An 18,660-nucleotide genomic window follows, 5' to 3' on the forward strand; every position below is an offset into this window, starting at 1 on the left:
CGTGGTGGTCAGGCGAGGCGGCTAAAGGCCCAGCGCAGCAGCTCCTGGTCCACGCGGGGGCGGCCGGTGCGGGCCAGGGCGGTGCGGGTGTGGGCGGTCAACTGCGCCCACGCGCGGAAATTGCCGTGCGCGGCGTGCTGGTCGGCGAAGGTGATGTCGTCGGGGTCGGCGTCGGCCCAGACCGGGTGGAACAGGGGGATGGCCTCCAGGACCTCGCTGGGGGTCAGACGGGTGAAGTGCTGCCAGATGAAGATGCGGGAGGAGAGCATCGGTTCGCGGCGCAGCACGGTGTGACAGCCCTCCCCGCCGACGAAGATGATCGCAAGCTGAGTGGCTGGTTCGTCCCACAGATAACGGAAGTACTCGAACGCCTCCCCGTTGAGCCACTGGGCCTCGTCCACGAGGAACGTGCGGGGGCGCTCAGCCAGGGCCATCTTCAGCAGCCGGTCGAACTCGCTGGGGTGGCGCGGCGGTTCACCGGCCAGGTCGAGCGCGGTGAACAGCTCGTAGCGGACCGCGCGGGCCGTGGGACGCGCACGGAAGGTGATCTTGCGGACGTCCTCGTGCGGTTCGAGTGCACGCAAGCAGATGTTGACGGCGAGGGTCTTGCCGAAGCCGGCGCCGCCGTGGATGCACATCATGGCCCGCGCGGCGACCGTGTCGAAGATGTTCTCCCGGGCGGTGAGCAGGGCACGGGTGGTGACCACGGACGCATCGGGCAGGTCGACATACTGGTAGGTGGCCGCGGTCACGAGGCGTCTCCGTCTTCGTCGGTCATGGGAGGTACGGCCCGCCCGTCGCGGCCGTCCGGGGCGGAAGCGCCATCACGGCCGGGCGGGTGCGGGGCAGGCGGGCCTGGCGTGGTCAGCGCGGCCAGGGAAGCAGGGGTGCGCCAGTCGTCCGGGGGCGCAGCGGGCGGGATGAGGTCCGGCATCGCGAGCTGCGCGAGGTCGGTGTCGGCAGTCTGGGCAAGTTCGGCCTCGGCCTGCGCGGTGGTCAGCGCGCCGAGCCGCCGGGGCGCCTCGGGCTGGGTGGCGGCGGCGTAGCGCTCGCGCTGGGAAGCCTCCAAGTCCTTCTTCAGACGGCAAGAGCGAGCGGCCCGCGCTCTTCGTACGGCGCTGATCTGTTCGTCGGTGGCCTGGTCGGCCAGGTCCGCGGGGCCCAGGTAGCGGCCGGTGGCGGCGTGGTAGACCTCGATGCGGTGGTCGTGGTGGGGCATGAAGCGGATACGGACCTGGATCCCGGCCTGTCCGGTCATCCACGCGCCCACGTAGTCGCGTCTGCGGAAGCGGACTCCGCGGGTGGTCAGCGTGCCGGTGCCGGCGTCCGCCAGGGTGAACGTCCACAGATCCGCGGCCGGCACGTCCCGCAGCGGGGTGGGATCGTTCTGCCACGCCTGAAGCGGAGTCCTGCCCCGCAACGGCGCCGGGCGGTGCTCGGTGTTCCACCAGAGCGTCCAGGCCAGAAGCTGGGTGGTGAAGTCCTCGAAGCCGAGCAGCACTTCGTCCTTCGGACGGGAGGAGCGTTTGCCGGGGCGCGGCTGGCGGGCGTAGCCGGGCAGCGAGGCCAGGAGCATGCTCTCCGCCGCCCGGTTCAGGCCCTCCACGGTGCCCTTGAGGTGGGGGGTGTAGGCGGGCAGGTCCTCCACCGTCACGTCCAACAGATCGAACGCAGCGCTCACCGTCCTGGACAAGAAGTCCTTGCCCCGGTCCACACGCACCTTCTCCGGCAGACCGCCGAACGGGCCGTAGGGGTCCTCACGCAGGACCGCGGAGCGCAGCGCGGCCAGCACCGACTCCCGCGACGGATGCCCCGGCGTGACCGCTACGCCGGTGATCGCGTTCGTCGCGCAGTCGGTGAACCAGGTGATCCACGGCCTGCGGGCCTTGCCCTCGACGTCGACCAGCACCGGAGCCTGCATGTGGTCGGTCTCCCACACCCGGTTGCGCCAGGAGCGCGGCCGGGCCAGGAACACATCATGCTTGCGCGCCGCCCGCTCCCCACCCGCAAGCCCCGCCCGCTCCCCCGGCGTCAGATCCCGGCGGATCGCGCGGTGCAGCGTCGTCAGCGACGGCGCGTCGGCAGGCGGAGACTGCCGAGCGGCACGGAGGACCAGCTCACGGTGGACCGCCCGCACGTTCCCCTTCCACAGCGCCAGCAGACCTCGGACTTCGGGCGTGATCGTGAACCTCGTATCGGCCCGGGACCGTGCGCCAGGGTCGGCGGCTGCGGCCTCATCGTTCTCAGCGGCAGCCAGCCATCGCCATACAGTGCGCTCCGACATCCCCAGCGCGTCTGCAGCCACACGGACATGACCGGCTGTCAGCTCCTTGCCCGCCCGCAGGGTGAGCAGCCGCCGCACTGTGGGACCGCGCAGTGCCGTCCTCGACGCCGCAGGCAGTCCGCCGCCTGCACGGACGACGCCTTCGTCCTCCATGCCAGCTCCCCTCGCGCGGTGGGACGTCGTGTGTTTGCCGGGGCCGTGAGCATGCGAGCACCCGACCGTTGCGGGAGCGCTCCGTTCACAGTGGCGGCGCGACCCGCTGGAACAGGCGCCGCAGCAGGATCCGGTCGACGGACGTGTCAGCTGTGGTGAGCAGCGCGTTCTGCAGGTGCGCAGTCAAAGCGGCCCACGTACGGAACGTGCCGTGCGCGCACGACTGGTCGATCCACGTCAGATCCGGTGCCGGGACGGTGCGCCACACCGGATGGAAGCCAGTCACCACGGCCGCCACTTCCGCTCCGGCCAGCCGCGGGACCTCCTGCCACGCGACCACCCGCGATGCCAGCTGCGGCAGCCGGGACAGCGCCCGCTCGCTGCCCGCCCCGCACAGCACCAGCGTGATCCGCGTGCCAGGGTGGTCCCACAGGCTCTGCAGGTACTCCAGGCACGGCGCAGAAAGGCGCTGGGCCTCATCGACCACCAGCACCCGCGCCTCCCCCAGCGCCCCCGCGACCGCGGCGTCGGCCCGCGCCGACGTATGCGGGAAGCGGCCCGGCAGCGCCACAGCATCGAACACCGCCCGCCGCATGCCAGCCACTGACGGTCGCACCGGCACCGGCACCCACGTCACTCTCCAGCCCGGCGAAACCTCGTGGAGCGCCATCCGCACGGCCGCGGTCTTGCCCCGGCCCGGGTCGCCGAACACACACACCGCGCCCTGAACCGCCATCGCCTGCCCGACCGCCTCGGCCACCGCCCGCACCGACGACGTCCGCACCAGCTGCGCCCCCGCCGGCAACGTCACACCCGTCACCGCACCGCCCTCCCCCGACGGCAGGACCGCAGACGCCGGTGCGGGGTGCGGGGTGCGGCGCGCAGCCTCCTTCGCCGCACCGCCCTCACGCGGCCCGGCCAGGGCAAGGTCAGCCAGCGCCTGCCGCGTCCGCTGCTCCTCCCGCTCCCGCCGCACCACCGCACGGTCCGGCAGGACTCTTCCGGCCTCCAGGTCCCGGCGCACCACCCGGTACAACGACGCCAGCGAGGGCACCTCTCCCCCGGCATCCTTCAGGTGCCGGTGCAGCACCGACACGTTCCCGCCCGCCTGCGCCAGCACCTCCCACGCCTGCTCGGACAACTCCAGCCGTGCCCGCGGCCTGCGCTCCACGCGGCCCTCCGTCCGCGCCGCCTCCAGCCAGCGCCACACCGTCCGCGCATTCACCCCACCGACCTGGGCGCCCGCCCTCACGTGCGCCGTCGTCAGCGCCCCGGCCGCATCGAGCTCCAGCAGCCGCGCCACCAGCACCGGCCTGGACACCCTCAACCCCGCCGTCACCTCACCCCACGCACCCGACTCCCCCACCCCACACTCTTCCCCCGGCGGACACCGACACCGACCACCGGGATGCCGCACAGCCCTCGGAAGGATCAGAAGTGCCGTTCCCATGACAGCGGAACGGAGCGGGGTGTACCGCCCCATGACAGCCGCACCGCTACAAAAACCGCCCCACCGCAGTGACCCCACCCTTACTCAGCACCCCACCAGCGAAAACGCTCAGTTCTGACGTGCCGTCACTGACACTCACCCACTGACACCAAACCAGCACGTCGCACCCACACCCGCAAAAACCCGCCCCCGCCCGGATCAGCCCACGCCGCGGCACCCGTGGCGTACGTCCTGGTCCCTCCCGGCGCCACCGCGAAAACCCTCATCACCGAATTCGCCCGCTACCTCGGCATCCCCGTGGCCACCCGCATGACCCAGACCCAGATCACCGACGCCGTCTGCCACACCTACACCCAAGCCGGCGTCCAACTCGTCCTCATCGACGAGATCCACCGCCTCAACCCCCGCACCACCACCGGCGCCCAAGCCGCCGACCTGATCAAAGACCTCACCGAACGCCTCCCCGCGACCTTCGTCTACGCCGGCATCAACGTCACCGAAACCCCCCTCTTCAGCGGGACACGCGGCGCCCAACTCGCCGGACGCGCCACCCTCATCACCTGCGGCTCCCTCCCCGGCCGCCACGGCACCCGCCAACCCTTCCGCGACGTCATCACCGACATTGAGAACGCCCTCGACCTCGAACAACACAAACCCGGCACCCTCCCCCGCCACGCCGCCTACCTCCACCAGCGCACCGCCGGCCGCATCGGATCCCTCACCCGCCTCATCCGCCAAACAGCCATCACCGCCATCCACGACGGCACCGAACGCATCACAAAAACTGCCCTCGACGCGGTACAACTCGACCACCTCGCCGAACAACACAGACGCCCCACCCGCAACCGCTAACCCCTGCCCACCGACCAGGCAAAACAGCACTGACCAGCACAAACACCAACCGATCCTTTACACGCTGGCGAAACCCACAACGAGCCCGGTCCCACTCAGCGCCCACGACACAACCCCAGCTCACACCCGAACTGCCCACTGGAACCGTGCACCCGACCTCTCTCAACAAACCCACAACACACCAGGCCAACAAGCCCGCAATACACCAACAAACCCCCCTCCGAGCGTCACGAAGACTGGCCGGGACACGGGGGCGTTCCCGGTCCGCAGCGGGTCTGACGATGAGAGCCAGGACCGTAACGAGAAAGGAAGCGTTATGAAGGCGACCGTGGAACTGCGCGAGCAGCGTGAAGCCCGTCTGCGACAGCAGCTGAGAGACACGCCCGATGCGGCCTCTACCGCTGTTCCAGCTCACCGGCTGGAACAGCTTCGTCGACGAGGAAGTGAAGCCACCTGTCCTGGCGGCGGGCGGCAGTCCTTCTGAGGACAGGGAGGAGGACGAACAGGCCATCGCCTACCACCGGCGTCTGCAGATGGTGCCCACCGACGCGATGTCCCACATGCAGGAGATGGTCGTTGAAGCGGTCCACCGCAACAGCGGGAACCGTGACGGGCAGACTGACCACGTCATCGACGGGCCCCCAGGCACCGGCAAGACGTGCCTGTTGCGAGCGGTGGGACGCGCCGCCCAGGGGAGATCGAAGCCGCCACGAACGGCAGGCAGCAGAACGTCATCCCGGTGGTGCACATCACCACCCCGGCAGACCCGGAACCGAAAGTGAAGTGGTTCTGGGAAATCGGCTCCTACCTGGGTCTCAACCCCCAGCCGAAGAACCTCCAGGAAGTCCTGGAGATGCGCAAGCACCAGGACGTGACCCTGCCGGTCAACTATGTCCTGGAGAACTCGCAGACCCGTCTGCTGCTCATCGACGACATCGACCGCGCTTCCCCGCAGCACCTGGCGAACGTGCTGCCCTATTTCGACTACCTGCGCGACAAGCTGCGCATCTCCATCATCTACTGCGGCACCGGTGCCAGCCACCGCCTACACCAGGCCCGCATCATGGCCCAGGACCTGATCCGGGTCAGCGCGGAGAACCGGGCACGGCTCAAGCAGGCGAGCCTCCCAGATCCCTCCTCGTCCTCGCCCTCACACAAAGCGCTGCTGCCGGTGACCTGGCTGCACCCCCTGCCTCTGGACACCAAGGAGGACGAGACCTTCCGGCGAGTGCTGGCGAGCTTCGAGGCCGACCTGAGCCTGTACCGGCTGGAGGAGAACGCCCTGAGCAAACACGCCGTCATACTGCATCAGCGCACCGGTGGCTACTTCAAAGCCCTCGCCTACGTCGTCTCCACGGCCGCCGTCCTGGCGATCCGCAGCGGCAGCGAGAACATCACCGAGAAGGAGATCGACACCGCAATCGCCGGGCTCAGGTGATGGACGCACCGGGCCCGGTGCCGGACCGGTCACGGCCCTGCGGCGGAGACGGAAGCGGCCCGGCCGGCATCCGGCCTACCGGAGATCACCCGAAGTGGACGCCTCATGGAAAGAACGCGCACCGGATCAGCGTCGACACGCCAGAGAGGAGACAACTACCGTTCCCACAAGCCCAGTTAGTCCAATGACAACACCCGGATGAAGCTGGGTTCCCAGAGCGCCGGACAGCGCGACCCCAAGTCCCTGCCCCGTCATTAGACCACTGGTCTGCACCGTGAACAGGCGCCCTCGGTAGGTGGGCGCCGTCGCCGACAGAATCAGCGGGTCGATGCCCTGGTTGCAGGCGAAGCCCGCGCCTGAAAGTGCCAGCAAGGCCGCCGCCATGGGAACTGAAGGGCCCAGGAAGAAGGCGATCAGAGGGAGTTGGGATCCGATGACCAAGGGAGTGATGAGGCGGCGCCGAGTGTCGGGCGACAGCCGCGCCACGGCGAGTTCGCCCATGACCGTGCCGGCGGCGTACCCGGTGAAGAGCCAACCTGCCGCCGTCTCGGCGGAACCCACCTTGGCGGTGTAAGCGACAGCAAGCCCGTCACCTACAGATGAGAAACCGGGGACGGCCCAGGTCAACAGGACCAGTCGTCGTAGCGGTCGGTTGGTCCAGATGTGGCGCAACCCCTCCGCCGATCCCTTCACCACGGATCGCAGGGACCGTTCGCCGTCCGGCGCGCTGGCGGGAGCAGCCGGTGTCCACAATCCAATGAGTACGGGCGAGGCCACGAAACTGCATGCGTCCACGGCCAGAAGCCACAGCGGTCTGATCGCGGCCACCAGAATGCTGCCCACCGCGAATCCGGAGACGACCGCGGTCTGACTGATGGTGCACAACAGCGAACGGCCTACCGGGAAGAGGTGTTCATCCAGCAGGTGGGACAGCTCGCTGCCCTGGCGCCTTGAAAGAGCGGCGCTACGAATCCGGTGATGAGCAGAAGTCCCAGCAGGGCGAGAGTCGGCAGCCCTGGTATCAGCATGGCCGCGATACAGGCGGCGCTGAGGAGGTCGCAGCAGACCAATAAGCGCCGTGGCCGGAAGCGGTCCGCGAGCGACGACAGGATCGTGCCGCCCACTGCGTAGGGCAGAAACGAACAGACGAGCACGAGGGCCGACCACAGGGCCGAGCCGGTGCGCTGGTAGATGAGGATCGACAGGGCGACCTCAGCGGCCAAGGTGCCTACCATGGACACGGCGTGTGCGACGAACACGGCGCGCATCCCTGGTACGCAAAGCACCGGCCTGATCCCTGAAGCCGGGACTGTACGGACCACGGACTGATGCACGGGCTGTCCCCGACCCTCTCTTGTCCGCGGAATGTGGCTCGTCCTGAAGAGGTCTTCCACAGTTGCGGGACTGCTCCTCAGAACGAGATCTCGAGACTGTACATCCCGTGTTCGGTCACATTGGGACGGGGAACGGGCTCGGAGACGAGCCGGGCGTTCGGATTCCGATGGCCGATGGTTCCGAAGACGGTGCGGGCCACCTGGACGGCGACCTGGGCGCCGAGGCAGGCGTGGGGGCCTCGGCCGAACGCAAGGTGGCGGTTGGGTGTCCGGTCCCATCGCAGTGAATCGGGGTCGTCGTGGACCGCCTTGCCCGAATAGGACATGCGGAAGGAGAACAGCACGCACTTGACCGCCTCGCCGGCCCGGGGCGTGATCCTTCTCAGGTGCCGGGATGGATGAGATCGAGTGTGTGGTCGGGGTGTGACCGGTAGTGATCGACGGCGGCGGCCAGGTTGGTCCAGCCGACGAGGTCGGCGAGGCCGAGGGCGGTGTTGCGCAGGCTGGCCATGACGCGGGGTGCGCTGCCGGTGTGGATCTTCGAGGCGTCCTCGCCGAACGTCACGTCCCTCACGTCGTGCATCGCCTCCACTCCCCAGTGTTCGCGGACGTGTTCGGCGAGGTGGGCGGGGGTGGCCTGGTGCATGGTCAGGTCGGTGAGCGCGTAAACGCGGTCGATGCTGGTCCTGCCGGTGCGCACATCTCGGCGCCGCCGGACGATCTGCAGGGCATGGTCGGCGTGCGGGAACGGCTTGGGCACAGCCCTCCTTCGCCTCGCGTGCTCGAGGGTTGGAACGACCGGAACTTGGAGCCGGAAGCCAGTTGGCCCGCTCCCCGGGGCGACGGGGTGCGGGCCAACGAACGGGGTGACGACCCGGTCGCCCACGGCCACGTCGGTCACCTCGGGACCGGTCTCCGCTACGACGCCCATGGTCTCGTGCCCGAGGATGTCCCCCGGGTCGGCATAGGGCCCGAAGACCTCGTAGAGATGCAGGTCGGAGCCGCAGATCCCGGTCGAGGGACCCGCACGACGATGTCGTCGGGCTGTTCGACACGGGGATCGGGCACCTGCTCCACGCGTACGTCGCGCCTTCCCTGCCACGGCAGAGCACGCATACGAAACGCGCCTTCTCAAGTCCGTCGGGAGACCCCGAGTACCCCTCGGCGCGTGCGTGATGCATCCAGCCTCGCGAAGACCCGCACCGCCGCGTCCGGGTCGTGCTCCGCGTGGAAAGCGCGGGCGCAGTCCTGGGCCGCGGTCCGGCGGGAGGCCGCCGTGTACGTACGGATCGCGGCGGCGATGTCGGCGGGATCGCTGTCGCGGCGCAGACCGGTTCCCGCGCCCAGCTCGTCGAGGCGGCGGGCGCTGTTGAACTGCTCCTGGAAGGACGGGAAGATGATCGCCGGGACGCCCCAGAGCAGCGCGCGCGTGGTGGTGCCGAAGCCGCCGTGGTGCAGGACCAAGTCCGCGTACGGAAGGCGTTCCTCCAGCGGTACGTAGCCCCGCGCGGTGACGTTCGGGGGCAGGTCGGTTCGGTGGTCGAGGACGCCGCCGAGGAACTCGAACTCCGTCTCCCCCACCCGTTCCGCCGCGCGCACGAGCGAGTCGACGAGGAGCCCCTCCTCGGGCCGGTCCGTCGTGGAGAGGCTGACCAGGACCCGACGGGCCGGGCCGGCCGGCCGGCCGGGGAGCCGGGCCGGCGGATCGACCTGGGGGCCCGTGTAGTGGACGTACGGCGGTACGGACGCGGAGGCCGGGTCGAAGCGCGGGTGGCAGGTGACCATCACCGCGTCCGCGTGCTCGTACTGCTCCTGCGCGCTGGCGAGCGGCGGCAGGCCGAACTCGCCGCGCACGGAGTTCAGTTGCGGAAGCCCCTGCGCGATCATCCGGGCGAAGAGGTAGGTGAACGGCCCGCTGCGGGCCGTTCCGACAGCGGTCGTCCCGGCGGTCGGCAGCGGATAGATCGTGTTCATGAGCACCACGTGCGGCAGCCCGCGCCGCTCGGCCGCGACCAGCGATCCGAAGAGCGTGTAGTCGGCGGCGAGCAGCTCCGCCCTGCACGCCTCAGCGGCCCGGAGGGTGTCGCGGCAGAGGGCCTCCGCGGGGCCGAACATGACCCGGTCCCGGATCAGTCGGGACGACTCCGCGGGAGTCTGCGCCTCCCACAGTTTGAGGACGTCCGTCTCACGGCTTCGCGGATCGTGCCGAGGGCCGAGCCGGAACGGCGTGAACTCCAGGCCGGCCGCCCGTACGCGATCCGCCACGGAGTCGTTCGACAGTACGGTCACCCGGGCCCCCCGGCGCGCGAGTGCGCCGAGGAGCAGCAGGGTGGTGGCGACGTTTCCGCCGCCGTCCCACAGCGCGTACAGGATGCGCCGGTCCTGCAGGGTCGCCTCCGGGCCGGCCGTCACATCCGGCTCGTTCCGCGCTTGAGGGCGGTCGCGGCCCAGGCCAGCATCAGGACGGCGAAGCCCGCACCGACACCGACGCCGGTAACCAACTGGCCTGCGTCCCAGCCGTCGTTGAGCAGTCCGCGCATCGCCTCAAGGAGGTACGTCGCCGGGTTGGCGGCCGAGGCGACCTCGATCCAGCCCTTCAGTTCGGAGCCGGGCATCAGGGCGGGCGAGATGAAGAGCAGTGGGAAGAAGATCAGGGTGGCCGCCTGGGCGGCCGCCGCGTTTCCGGTGATGACGGCGGTGGCGGCGGAGTAGCCGGCGATGCCGAGACCCCAGAGCAGGGCCAGGCCGAACACGGCGAGCAGACCGGGCAGTCCGGTCTCGGGGCTCATGCCCAGGGTTAGACTGAGCAGGGTCACGATGACCGCCTGGACGAGCACCATGAGTGCGCCGATCGCGGTGAACGAGGTCATCAGGGCGGTACGGGACAGCGGCATCGTCAACTGCCGCTTGAGGTAGCCCCCTTCGATGTCCTCGACCAGGGTCAGGCCCGCCGCTCCGCCGGACAGCGAGGTGAACAGGAGGATCGTCGGCAGCAGGAAGTTCGCGTAGTTGCCGCCGCCGGCCGCCTGCGCCGCCGCGGAGCCGCCGAGCAGTCCGTCGTACACGAAGAGGAAGAACGCGCCGATCATCAGGTTCGGCGCGGTGGCGGCGGGGTTGCGCAGCGCCTCGCGGAGCAGGCGGCGCAGCAGCAGGCCGGTCTGGGTGAGCGGGGAGGCGGCCGAGCGGGCTCGCGAGCCACCGTCCGCGCCGTTCTTCTTCGGCGCGGTGGCCGCGGTGGTCAGGGAGCGCAGGCGCTCGGCGGTGGGCGCCTCCGGTTCATCGGGCTCGGGCGGAGTCTCCTCGCCCGCGGTCAGGCCGTGGCCGGTGAGGGTGATGAACACGTCGTCGAGGCTCGGGCGGTTGATGCGCAGACCGAGGTGGCGGATCTTGCGGGTGTGCAGGGTCAGGAGCAGGTCGGGGACGGCGGTGTCGGGGTTGCGCACGGAGTACGCGACCCGGGTGCCGTTCGTCCGGCCCGTGCCGCCCTCGACCAGGACGTCGGCGGCGAGCGCGCGGGCGCTCTCCTCGTCGGCGAGGACCAGTTCGACGGTGTCGGCGCCGTGAGCGCGCTTCAGCTCGTCGGGGGTGCCCTCGGCGACGATCCGCCCGCCGTCGATAATCGCGACGCGGTCGGCGAGCTGATCGGCCTCCTCCAGGTACTGGGTGGTGAGCAGCACGGTCGTACCGGCGTCGCGCAGGGCCCTGACCTGGTCCCAGACGCGCCGCCGTGCCACCGGGTCGAGGCCGTTGGTCGGCTCGTCGAAGAAGAGGACCTCGGGCCGGTGGACCAGGGCGAGCGCCAGGTCGAGGCGGCGCTTCATCCCGCCGGAGTACGTCTTGACCAGGCGGTCCGCGGACTCCTCCAGGCCGATCAGGGCGAGGAGTTCATCGGCGCGGGCGGCCGCCTCCTCGCCGGTCATGCCCCAGAGGCGGCCGGTCTGGCAGAGCGCCTCCCGGGCGGTGGCGAGGTCCGCGAGACCCGTCTCCTGGAGGGCAACGCCGATGCTCTCGCGCACCGCCTCGCCCTCGGTCGTGGTGTCGTGGCCAGCGATGGTGGCGGTGCCCGATGTGGGGGTGGCGAGGGTCGCGAGGAGCCGGACGGTGGTGCTCTTGCCGGCGCCGTTGGGGCCGAGCAGGCCGAAGATCTCGCCGCGGCGCACCTGGAAGCTGACCCCGGTCAGCGCGTGCACGGGGGTGCCGCCCTTCGCCGGATAGTCCTTGGCCAGGTCCGTCACGTCGATGACCGGGTCCGTCACGGTCCCGGATGCTGCCTCGGTGAGGTGCTGGACGGTCGTCATGTGGTTCCTCGCTCATCTCGGGCGGTGGGGTCGGTTGCTGGTTCGGCGGTCGGCCCATGGGGGGACAGCAGGTCGGTGAGCACTCCGCGGCGGAGGGGGTCCATGACGGAGAAGTGGTCGCCCGGCACCTCCGACACGCTGGCTCCGGGGGGCAGTTGAGCCCAGTGCTCGCTCAGCGGCAGCAGGCCGGGAAAGGTGTCCGCGGCGCCGTCCGCGCAGCGCACGGCGAGCAGCGGGAAGCCGTCCGGCGGGGTCGGCCGGTGGGTGAGCAGTGCGCGGTAGTTGCGCAGGTAGGTGCGGTAGGAGGCGGCCAGCTCCGGTGGTACGACGTCCGCGTCCCGGCCGTCCGCTGGGGTGCCGCCGTGCAGGTCGGCGAGGAAGGCGCGGGCGGCGGGCGGCCCGGTGTGGACGAATCCGCCGGGCTCGGCCGCCACGTAGGCGTCGACGGCGACGACTGCGGTGACCTCGACGGGGCTGCCGCGCAGCAGCCGGGCGGTCTCCAGGGCGAGCACGCCGCCCATCGACCAGCCGGCGAACACGGCCTGCCCGGGGCTGAGTTCGGCGAGGAGCTCGGCGGCGTAGCGGGTGGCGAGGGCGGTCACGCCGTCCCGGGGGGCGTCGGTGGTCGCGGACGCGTCCGCCTGTGGGTCCGTGGCCGCGTGGAGGTCCCCGCCGGCGTCCGCTGCCGGGTCCGCGGGGCCGGTCTCGTCGGATCCGGCCGGCGGCGACTGCACGCCGATGACATGCCGGGCACCGGGCAGCGCGCCGACCAGCTCCCGGTAGCAGAGCAGCCCGCCCCCGACCGGGTGGAAGAGCACGAGCCGCGGCGCACCGGGCTCGTCACGCAGTACGGCGGTGCAGCGCGGGCTGTACGCCTCCGCCTCCTCCACGAGGCGGGCCTGCCCGGCGAGCGTGGGGTGGTGAAACAGGCCGGAGAGCACGGGTCGTACCCCGAACGCGGCCTCGATGCGGCCCACCATCCTGGCGGCGAGCAGCGAGGTGCCGCCAAGGCCGAAGAAGTCGGCGGTGCGCTCCGTGACGGCGACCCCGAGGACGGCTTCCCAGATCCCGGCCAGCACGGTCTCCGTGCCCGGCAGCGGCGGCCGGCCGGTACCGCGGGAGGCGGTGGCGGCCGCCTGGGCGGTGCGGCGCAGGGCGGCTCGGTCCACCTTGCCGTTGGCGGTGACGGGCAGCCCTTCGAGCGGCACCACCTCGTTGGGCACCATGTAGGGCGGCAGCGTCTCGCGCGCGGTCTCCGCAACCTTCCCGGCGAGCGCGGCCCGGGCCGCCGGGTCGCACACCACCGCCGGATCGCACACCAGGAACAGGGCGAGGCGCTGTTCGTCGGGCCGCTCGCCGAGCACGTCGGCGACGGCGGTCCGCACCCCGGTCAGGCCGTGGGCGGCGGACGCGACCTCGGCGAGCTCGATGCGGTGGCCGCGCACCTTGACCTGGGTGTCGGCCCGGCCCAGGAACTCCAGTGTCCCGTCGGGTCGGTAGCGGGCGCGGTCGCCGGTGAAGTACATCCGCTCGCCGGTCACCGGATGGTGGCGGAAGGCGGCGGCGGTCTGTTCGGGCGCCCTGTGGTAGCCGCGGGCCAGGCCCGCACCGGTGATGACGAGGTCACCCGGCACCCAGTCCGGTGCGTCTTCGAGGGTGTGGTCGAGTACGTGGAAACCCTGGTTGGCCAGCGGGGTGCCGTACGGCACGCTGGTCCAGCCGGGCGGCGGGGTGGCGGCGGCGAGGTGGACGTTGGACCAGATCGCGGCCTCGGTGGCGCCGCCGAGCGCGGCGACGACGGCGTCCGGGGCGAACGCCCGTACCTGCGCGGGAAGGTGGAGCGGGACCCAGTCGCCGCTGAGCATCACGAGGCGCAGCGAGTCCAGGCAGCCGTGCGGGCCGCCCGCGTGCATGGCCATGTCGAGCAGGGCGGGCACCGAGTTCCAGACGGTGACGCCGTGTTCGCGTACGCAGGAGGTCCAGGCGGCCGGGTCGGGCGGGCCGCCGTCGTCGGGTGGCAGGACGATCGCGCCTCCGGCGGCGAGGGTGCCGAAGATGTCGAAGACGGAGAGATCGAAGCCGAGCGAGGAGAGTTGCAGGGTCCGGTCGCCGGGGCCGAAGCGGAAGCGGTCGAGCAGGTCGTCGATGGTGTTGCTCGCGGCCCGGTGCTCGACGGCCACGCCCTTGGGCTCACCGGTGGTGCCCGAGGTGTAGATGACGTACGCCAAGTCGGCCGGTGTGGCAGAGGATTGGGGAAGCTCCACGGAGGCGGATGTCGCACGGAGGTCGAGCGTCACGACGTCGGGCGTACGGGCGAACCCGTCCGGGTCGTCGGTGAGGGCGTGCCGGATGCCCGCGTGGTCGAGCACCTTGGCGAGCCGGCGCGGTGGGGTGGAGGGCGCCAACGGCACGTAGGCGCCGCCCGCGTACAGCACCGCGAGGACCGCGGCGATCTGTTCCCGGCTCTTCGCCGCCCGTACCGCGACCAGGTCGCCGGGGCGCATGCCGGCGGCGACGAGGCGGCCGGCGAGTGCGCGGGCCGCCGCCCGGAGACCGCCGTAACTCACCTGCTCCGCGCCGTGGATGACGGCCGTGCGCGCGGGGTGCAGGCGGCACTGCTCGTCGAACCCGTCGTGCAGGAGCCGGGCGGGAAGGTGGCGGGCCGTGGCGTTGGCGGCGCGGCGGGCGGCGGTCAGCCGGTCGGGCAGCCGGGGACGCAACGGCTCGTCCCAGTGGTCATGGGCCTCGGTCAGGTCGTCGAGCCACTGGCGGTAGGTCGCCAGGAAGGCGTCGGTGAAGCCCTCGGGGAAGACGTCCTCCACCACGTCGAGGGTGCAGCCGATACCGCCCTCGTCCTCGTAGACCTGGTGGTCGATCCAGACCTGCGGGGTGTGCAGGGCGCCGCCGAGTGCGCGCGCACCGGGCAGCGTCGCTGCCTCCTGGTCCTCCGCCGGGGCGGAGGGAAGGCCGATGCTGCTGGCGAAGACGACAGGGAGCAGGGTGGGAGCGCCGGCGTTTGTGGCCTTCAGCCGGCGCAGAACCTCGACCGCGGAGACGGCGGAGTGGCCGTACGCCTCGTGCAGCCGTTCCTGCAGGAGCCGGGTGCGGTCGCCGAAGGACGCTCCGGAGGCCGCGGGGACGGCGAGCGCGACCGTGGTGCCGTGATTGCCGATGACCTCGGCGTGGCGTGGGGTGGCCGGTCGGCGGGAGGCGAGCACGGTCAGGGTGAAGGTGTCCTGACCCGAGAACTTGGCGAGGACGGCGGCGTAGGCGGAGCACAGCACGGCGTTGACGGACAGGCCCCGGACGCGGGCGCGGTCGCGCAGGCGGTCCGAGCGCTCGGCGGACAGCGTCAGCGTGTGCCGGCGGAAGGAGGCGGAGTCGGCGGGATGTCCCCCGGCCGCGACCGGCAGGTCCGGCGGTCCCGGCAGCTCGGGCACGCGTGCGGCCCAGTACGCCTCGGCCTCCCGTCGGGCGCGGCCGGCCCGGCGCTCCTCGCGGCGGGCGAAGTCGAGGAACTCCGCCTTTGGGGGCGGGAGTCGGAGGTCGGGGTCCCGGTAGAAGCGGGCGAGGTCACGCACCAGGATGCCGACCGACGCGGCGTCGAACACGAAGAGGCGCAGGACGAGGGTGAGCCGGACCGCCCCGGCCGTCCGCACGACGCTCACGACCAGCGGCGGCCCGTCCGCGAGGGCCGGCAACGCCTCCACCGCCTCGGCGCGCAGGGCACGCCAACGGGCCTGCGCGGCAGCGGAGTCGAGGACGGCGGGCTCCGAGTCGGCCGATTCCGAACCGGTGGCACCCGGGCCCGCGGACTCGAGGAGGGCCCGATCGGTGACGTCCCGCACCATGAGCGGTATCCGCGCCGCCCCGTCCACCCGCTGCGTCCCGTCGTCCCCGACGCGCACCCGCAGCATCGGGTGCCGGGCGGCGCACGCGTCCAGGGCGCGGCGCAGCGCGGTCACGTCGAGTTCGGGCAGCTCCCAGTCGACGCAGAGCCGGGCCGGGACAGAGAGGTCGTACGCGCCCTGCTCACCGAGCCAGTACGCGTGCTGGAGGTCGGTGAGCGGGGCACCCACCGCGTCCGCACCGGCGGCCGCCGCCTCCTCCTCACCAGGGGCCCTCAGCGCCGTCACCACGCCGGCCTCCCCACTCCCGCACCCGCGTGCGGCGCCTCCTCCTCGGTGAGGTACTCCCGCAGCGCCGCGAGGAAGGCCCCGTACCGGCTGTTGCGGAGCAGCAGCCGTACCGGGACCTCCTCGTCCAGGTCCTCGGAGATCCCGCCGACGACCATCACGGCCTGCAGCGAGGTGCAGCCGACCGCGAAGAAGTCCGCGTCGGGCGTGGGTGGTTCGCCGTCGGGCGAGGCCACCCGTGTCCACCACGCCTCGGCGACCTCGTCGATGCGGTCCCGGTCAGTCATGGGCCCGCTCCGTACGCGCGTCAGGCGCCGGCTCGGTACCCGCGTCGAGGTTGACCTTCACCAGGTGCCCCGACGTCAGGAGCCCGGCGACCGGGGAGCGACGCACCGCTTCCCGCACCAGGTCCTGCCAGCCCTCGGCGCCGGTGCCGGCGGCGTCGAGCGGGGTGACCTCCAGAGTGAGCCGGTGCACCGGGACCACCGGGTCGGGGCCGATGAGGAACAGGCCCCGGATGTCGACCTGCCCGGTGGCCCGCACCCGCCAGGAGTGCGCGGGACGCCCCTGCTGCGCGGACAGCGCGACGGTCCGGCCGAGCACGCAGGAGGCGAGCGCCATCAGGAGGTACTCCTGCGGGTTGGGCCCCCAGTCGACGCCGGCCAGCTGCTTGGGCTGATCGACCCGCAGCGGGGCCGGGTCACCGTCCGCGAGGAACTGCACGCTGTACTGCCAGTCCACCGTCGCCCCGACGGTCTCGCCGGGCCGGGCGGCGGGTTCGTACGGCGCGGGGGCCGGTTCGGAGACCGGCTGCGGGTGCGCGGCGGCCGACGGGTCCGCGGATGCGCCGAGCACCAGGGTGAGGGGCTGCGGGTCGGTCAGGGTGCGGTGGTTGGGGCTCTGCTGCTCCATGCTCGCCACGACCTCGGCGATGTCGACTCCCCCGGAATCGGCGCGTACCGCAAGCTCATACACGAGGTCGGTGAGCCGGTCGGAGACCTCGTCGCGGATCCGTTCGGCGCTGATGCCGAGCCGCAGGTACTCCAGGGTGACGCCGCGCGCACTGCCGCCGCCGACGAAGGTCGTCAGTGCGCAGGCGCCGAGTGCGGTGAGCGCGAGCCGGACCGCGGTGGGTGCGTCGCCGCGGGTGGGGCCCTGCTCGTCGGCGACGGCCACCTCGTAGCGCCGGGGCGACTTGACGGTGCCGAGGACGGCGGGTTCGTTGTGCGCGCGGATGCCGCGGCCCTCGTCCCAGCGTGCGACGGCCCCGTACCGGTAGATCGCCTCCTCGGGCTGCGTCTGCACCTCGTGCACCATCTCGCTGACGCCCGCGATGTTCATGCCGTTGCGCACGGGGTCTCCTCCTCCAGGCCGTCGTGGGCCTCGTCCGGACGGTCGACGGGCTCGGCCGGCTCGTCCAGGCGGTCGAGTGCGGCGCTCAAGTCCTCGACGAGATCGGCGAGTTCCTCGATGCCGGCCGAGTAGCGGATGAGCCCGGGGCGGATGCCGACCGCGCTGCGCTGTGCCTGGGTGAGCGAGCTGTGGGAGGTGTTGAAGGGCATGCTGACCAGGGACTCCACCCCGCCGAGGCTGGTGGCCACCTGGGGCAGCCGCAGCGCCTGCAGGACCCGCAGCGCGGCCTCGTCGCCGCCCGCGACCTCGAAGCTGACGACTCCGCCGTAGCCGCCGGCGCTCTCGCGCAGGTGCGGGTACGGATAGTCGGGCAGGCTCGGGTGGTGGACCTGGATGATCCTCGGGTGCCCGGACAGGAAGCGGGCGATTCCGCTCGCGTTCTCGTGGTGGGCGCGCATCCGCAGCGGCAGGGTCTTGAGCCCGCGTTCGAGCAGGAAGCAGGAGAACGGTTCCAGGGTGCCGCCGAGCCTGAGGGCCTGCGCCCACACCCGGTCCACGAACTTGCGGGAGCCCGCGACCGCGCCGGCCGTCAGATCGCTGTGTCCGTTCAGGTACTTGGTGGCGCTGTGCAACACGAGGTGGGCGCCGAGGTCGATCGGGCGCAGGAAGGCCGGCGACAGGAAGGTGTTGTCGACGACGAGCAGGATGTCGTGCTGCCGGGCGAGCGCGGCGAGTTCGGCCAGCGGGGGCGCTTTGAGCAGCGGGTTGGTGAGCCCTTCGACGAACAGCAACTGGGTCTCGGGCCGGATGGCCGCCGCGACCGCAGCCGGGTCGGCGGCGTCGACGAACGACACCTCGCGGCCGAGTGCGTGCATGTCCTCGCGCATCAGGTTGTACGTGCCGCCGTAGACGTCGTACGCGGTGATGATGTGTCCGCCCGGGTTGGTGAGCGCGAGGACGGTGGTGGAGATGGCGGCCATCCCGGAGGAGGTGACCAGGGCGCTCTCGGCGCCTTCGAGCAGGGCGAGTTTCTCCTGGACGCTCCACTGGGAGGGGTTGCCGTACCGGGTGTAGATCGGCACGTCCCGGGTGACGCCCTCGAAGAAGGCGTCGTAGCTGTTCTCGTCGAGCAGGAACGTACTGGTCTGGAAGATCGGGGTGCCGACGGCCCCGGTGGTGGGGTCGAGATACGTCCCCCCGTGCACGGCCGTGGTGGAGCCGCCCGCGGGTGCGTCCACGGACAGTTGGTGGGGCGTCCGCGGTCCGGCGGTCCGTTCGCGGCGGAGGTCGTTCATCCAGCCGGCGTCGGCGCGGGCCCGGGGAAAGGAGCCGATGGCGGTGCCGTCCCGCTCACTCATGGAG

General features: G+C 71.6%; 14 protein-coding genes and 2 pseudogenes. 2 read left to right on the forward strand and 14 right to left on the reverse strand.

All coding sequences use genetic code 11. The features are described from left to right. Nucleotides 1-8: 8 nt before the first annotated feature. From ABTX60_RS27075 to ABTX60_RS27085, 3 genes are all read right to left on the reverse strand, one after another. Nucleotides 9-752 (reverse strand): AAA family ATPase, encoded by a 744-nt coding sequence (locus ABTX60_RS27075; protein WP_352099619.1) that lies wholly within the window; start codon nucleotides 750-752, stop codon nucleotides 9-11. After that, the gene (locus ABTX60_RS27080) at nucleotides 749-2,362 is read right to left on the reverse strand and encodes a transposase (RefSeq protein WP_502992408.1); all 1,614 of its coding nucleotides are present in this window, start codon (nucleotides 2,360-2,362) and stop codon (nucleotides 749-751) included. Before ABTX60_RS27080 ends, ABTX60_RS27075 begins: the two co-directional genes overlap by 4 nt. 160 nt (nucleotides 2,363-2,522) lie before the next feature. Next, a complete protein-coding gene (locus tag ABTX60_RS27085) occupies nucleotides 2,523-3,758 on the reverse strand; it encodes an AAA family ATPase (protein WP_352099621.1) in 1,236 nt (411 codons plus the stop codon). A gap of 297 nt (nucleotides 3,759-4,055) precedes the next feature. Between ABTX60_RS27085 and ABTX60_RS27090 the strand changes: the two are divergent. Beyond that, nucleotides 4,056-4,739 (forward strand): annotated as a pseudogene (locus ABTX60_RS27090) (TniB family NTP-binding protein); the annotation flags it as partial. Nucleotides 4,740-5,397: 658 nt separating this feature from the next. Then, complete coding sequence (locus ABTX60_RS27095) at nucleotides 5,398-6,177, forward strand: TniB family NTP-binding protein (protein ID WP_352099623.1); 780 nt, start codon at nucleotides 5,398-5,400, stop codon at nucleotides 6,175-6,177. A 126-nt stretch (nucleotides 6,178-6,303) separates the two neighbouring features. Here ABTX60_RS27095 and ABTX60_RS27100 read toward each other — a convergent pair whose 3' ends face one another. The 11 genes and pseudogenes from ABTX60_RS27100 to ABTX60_RS27150 all read right to left on the reverse strand — a co-directional run bounded on the left by ABTX60_RS27100 (nucleotide 6,304) and on the right by ABTX60_RS27150 (nucleotide 18,656). Further along, entirely contained in the window at nucleotides 6,304-7,062 is a 759-nt protein-coding gene (locus ABTX60_RS27100; RefSeq protein WP_352099624.1) for an MFS transporter, read from the reverse strand. 11 nt (nucleotides 7,063-7,073) lie between these two features. Further along, nucleotides 7,074-7,436, reverse strand: a complete 363-nt coding sequence (locus ABTX60_RS27105; protein ID WP_352099625.1) for an MFS transporter — start codon at nucleotides 7,434-7,436, stop codon at nucleotides 7,074-7,076. Nucleotides 7,437-7,588: 152 nt separating this feature from the next. Further along, the gene (locus tag ABTX60_RS27110; RefSeq protein WP_352099626.1) at nucleotides 7,589-7,855 is read right to left on the reverse strand and encodes a hypothetical protein; all 267 of its coding nucleotides are present in this window, start codon (nucleotides 7,853-7,855) and stop codon (nucleotides 7,589-7,591) included. A 38-nt stretch (nucleotides 7,856-7,893) separates the two neighbouring features. Beyond that, nucleotides 7,894-8,271 (reverse strand): hypothetical protein, encoded by a 378-nt coding sequence (locus tag ABTX60_RS27115; protein WP_352099741.1) that lies wholly within the window; start codon nucleotides 8,269-8,271, stop codon nucleotides 7,894-7,896. 99 nt (nucleotides 8,272-8,370) lie between these two features. Then, a pseudogene (locus tag ABTX60_RS27120) lies at nucleotides 8,371-8,627 on the reverse strand (alcohol dehydrogenase catalytic domain-containing protein); the annotation flags it as partial. A gap of 15 nt (nucleotides 8,628-8,642) precedes the next feature. Then, nucleotides 8,643-9,923: a glycosyltransferase gene (locus ABTX60_RS27125; protein WP_352099627.1), complete on the reverse strand. Its 1,281-nt coding sequence runs from the start codon at nucleotides 9,921-9,923 to the stop codon at nucleotides 8,643-8,645. Then, nucleotides 9,920-11,809 carry an ATP-binding cassette domain-containing protein gene (locus ABTX60_RS27130; RefSeq protein ID WP_352099628.1) on the reverse strand — a complete coding sequence of 630 codons (1,890 nt, stop codon included), beginning with the start codon at nucleotides 11,807-11,809 and terminating at the stop codon, nucleotides 9,920-9,922. The genes ABTX60_RS27125 and ABTX60_RS27130 overlap by 4 nt, the downstream gene beginning before the upstream one ends. Continuing rightward, a complete protein-coding gene (locus tag ABTX60_RS27135) occupies nucleotides 11,806-15,948 on the reverse strand; it encodes a non-ribosomal peptide synthetase (RefSeq protein WP_352099629.1) in 4,143 nt (1,380 codons plus the stop codon). Before ABTX60_RS27135 ends, ABTX60_RS27130 begins: the two co-directional genes overlap by 4 nt. Next, complete coding sequence (locus ABTX60_RS27140) at nucleotides 15,942-16,232, reverse strand: acyl carrier protein (RefSeq protein ID WP_352099630.1); 291 nt, start codon at nucleotides 16,230-16,232, stop codon at nucleotides 15,942-15,944. The genes ABTX60_RS27135 and ABTX60_RS27140 overlap by 7 nt, the downstream gene beginning before the upstream one ends. After that, on the reverse strand, nucleotides 16,225-17,298 hold the full coding sequence (locus tag ABTX60_RS27145; protein WP_352099631.1) for an OsmC family protein: 1,074 nt from the start codon (nucleotides 17,296-17,298) through the stop codon (nucleotides 16,225-16,227). The genes ABTX60_RS27140 and ABTX60_RS27145 overlap by 8 nt, the downstream gene beginning before the upstream one ends. Further along, complete coding sequence (locus ABTX60_RS27150; protein WP_352099632.1) at nucleotides 17,283-18,656, reverse strand: trans-sulfuration enzyme family protein; 1,374 nt, start codon at nucleotides 18,654-18,656, stop codon at nucleotides 17,283-17,285. Before ABTX60_RS27150 ends, ABTX60_RS27145 begins: the two co-directional genes overlap by 16 nt. Nucleotides 18,657-18,660 lie beyond the last annotated feature (4 nt).

It is taken from the genome of Streptomyces sp. NPDC126510, from assembly GCF_040302345.1.
In the GTDB taxonomy this organism is placed as follows: domain Bacteria; phylum Actinomycetota; class Actinomycetes; order Streptomycetales; family Streptomycetaceae; genus Streptomyces.

What these genes read in the sequence shown, in the direction of transcription:
- ABTX60_RS27130 (WP_352099628.1), bottom strand. Translation starts at nt 11,809, where the DNA reads ATGACGACCGTCCAGCACCTCACCGAGGCAGCATCCGGGACCGTGACG.
- ABTX60_RS27140 (WP_352099630.1), bottom strand. Translation starts at nt 16,232, where the DNA reads ATGACTGACCGGGACCGCATCGACGAGGTCGCCGAGGCGTGGTGGACA.
- ABTX60_RS27150 (WP_352099632.1), bottom strand. Translation starts at nt 18,656, where the DNA reads ATGAGTGAGCGGGACGGCACCGCCATCGGCTCCTTTCCCCGGGCCCGC.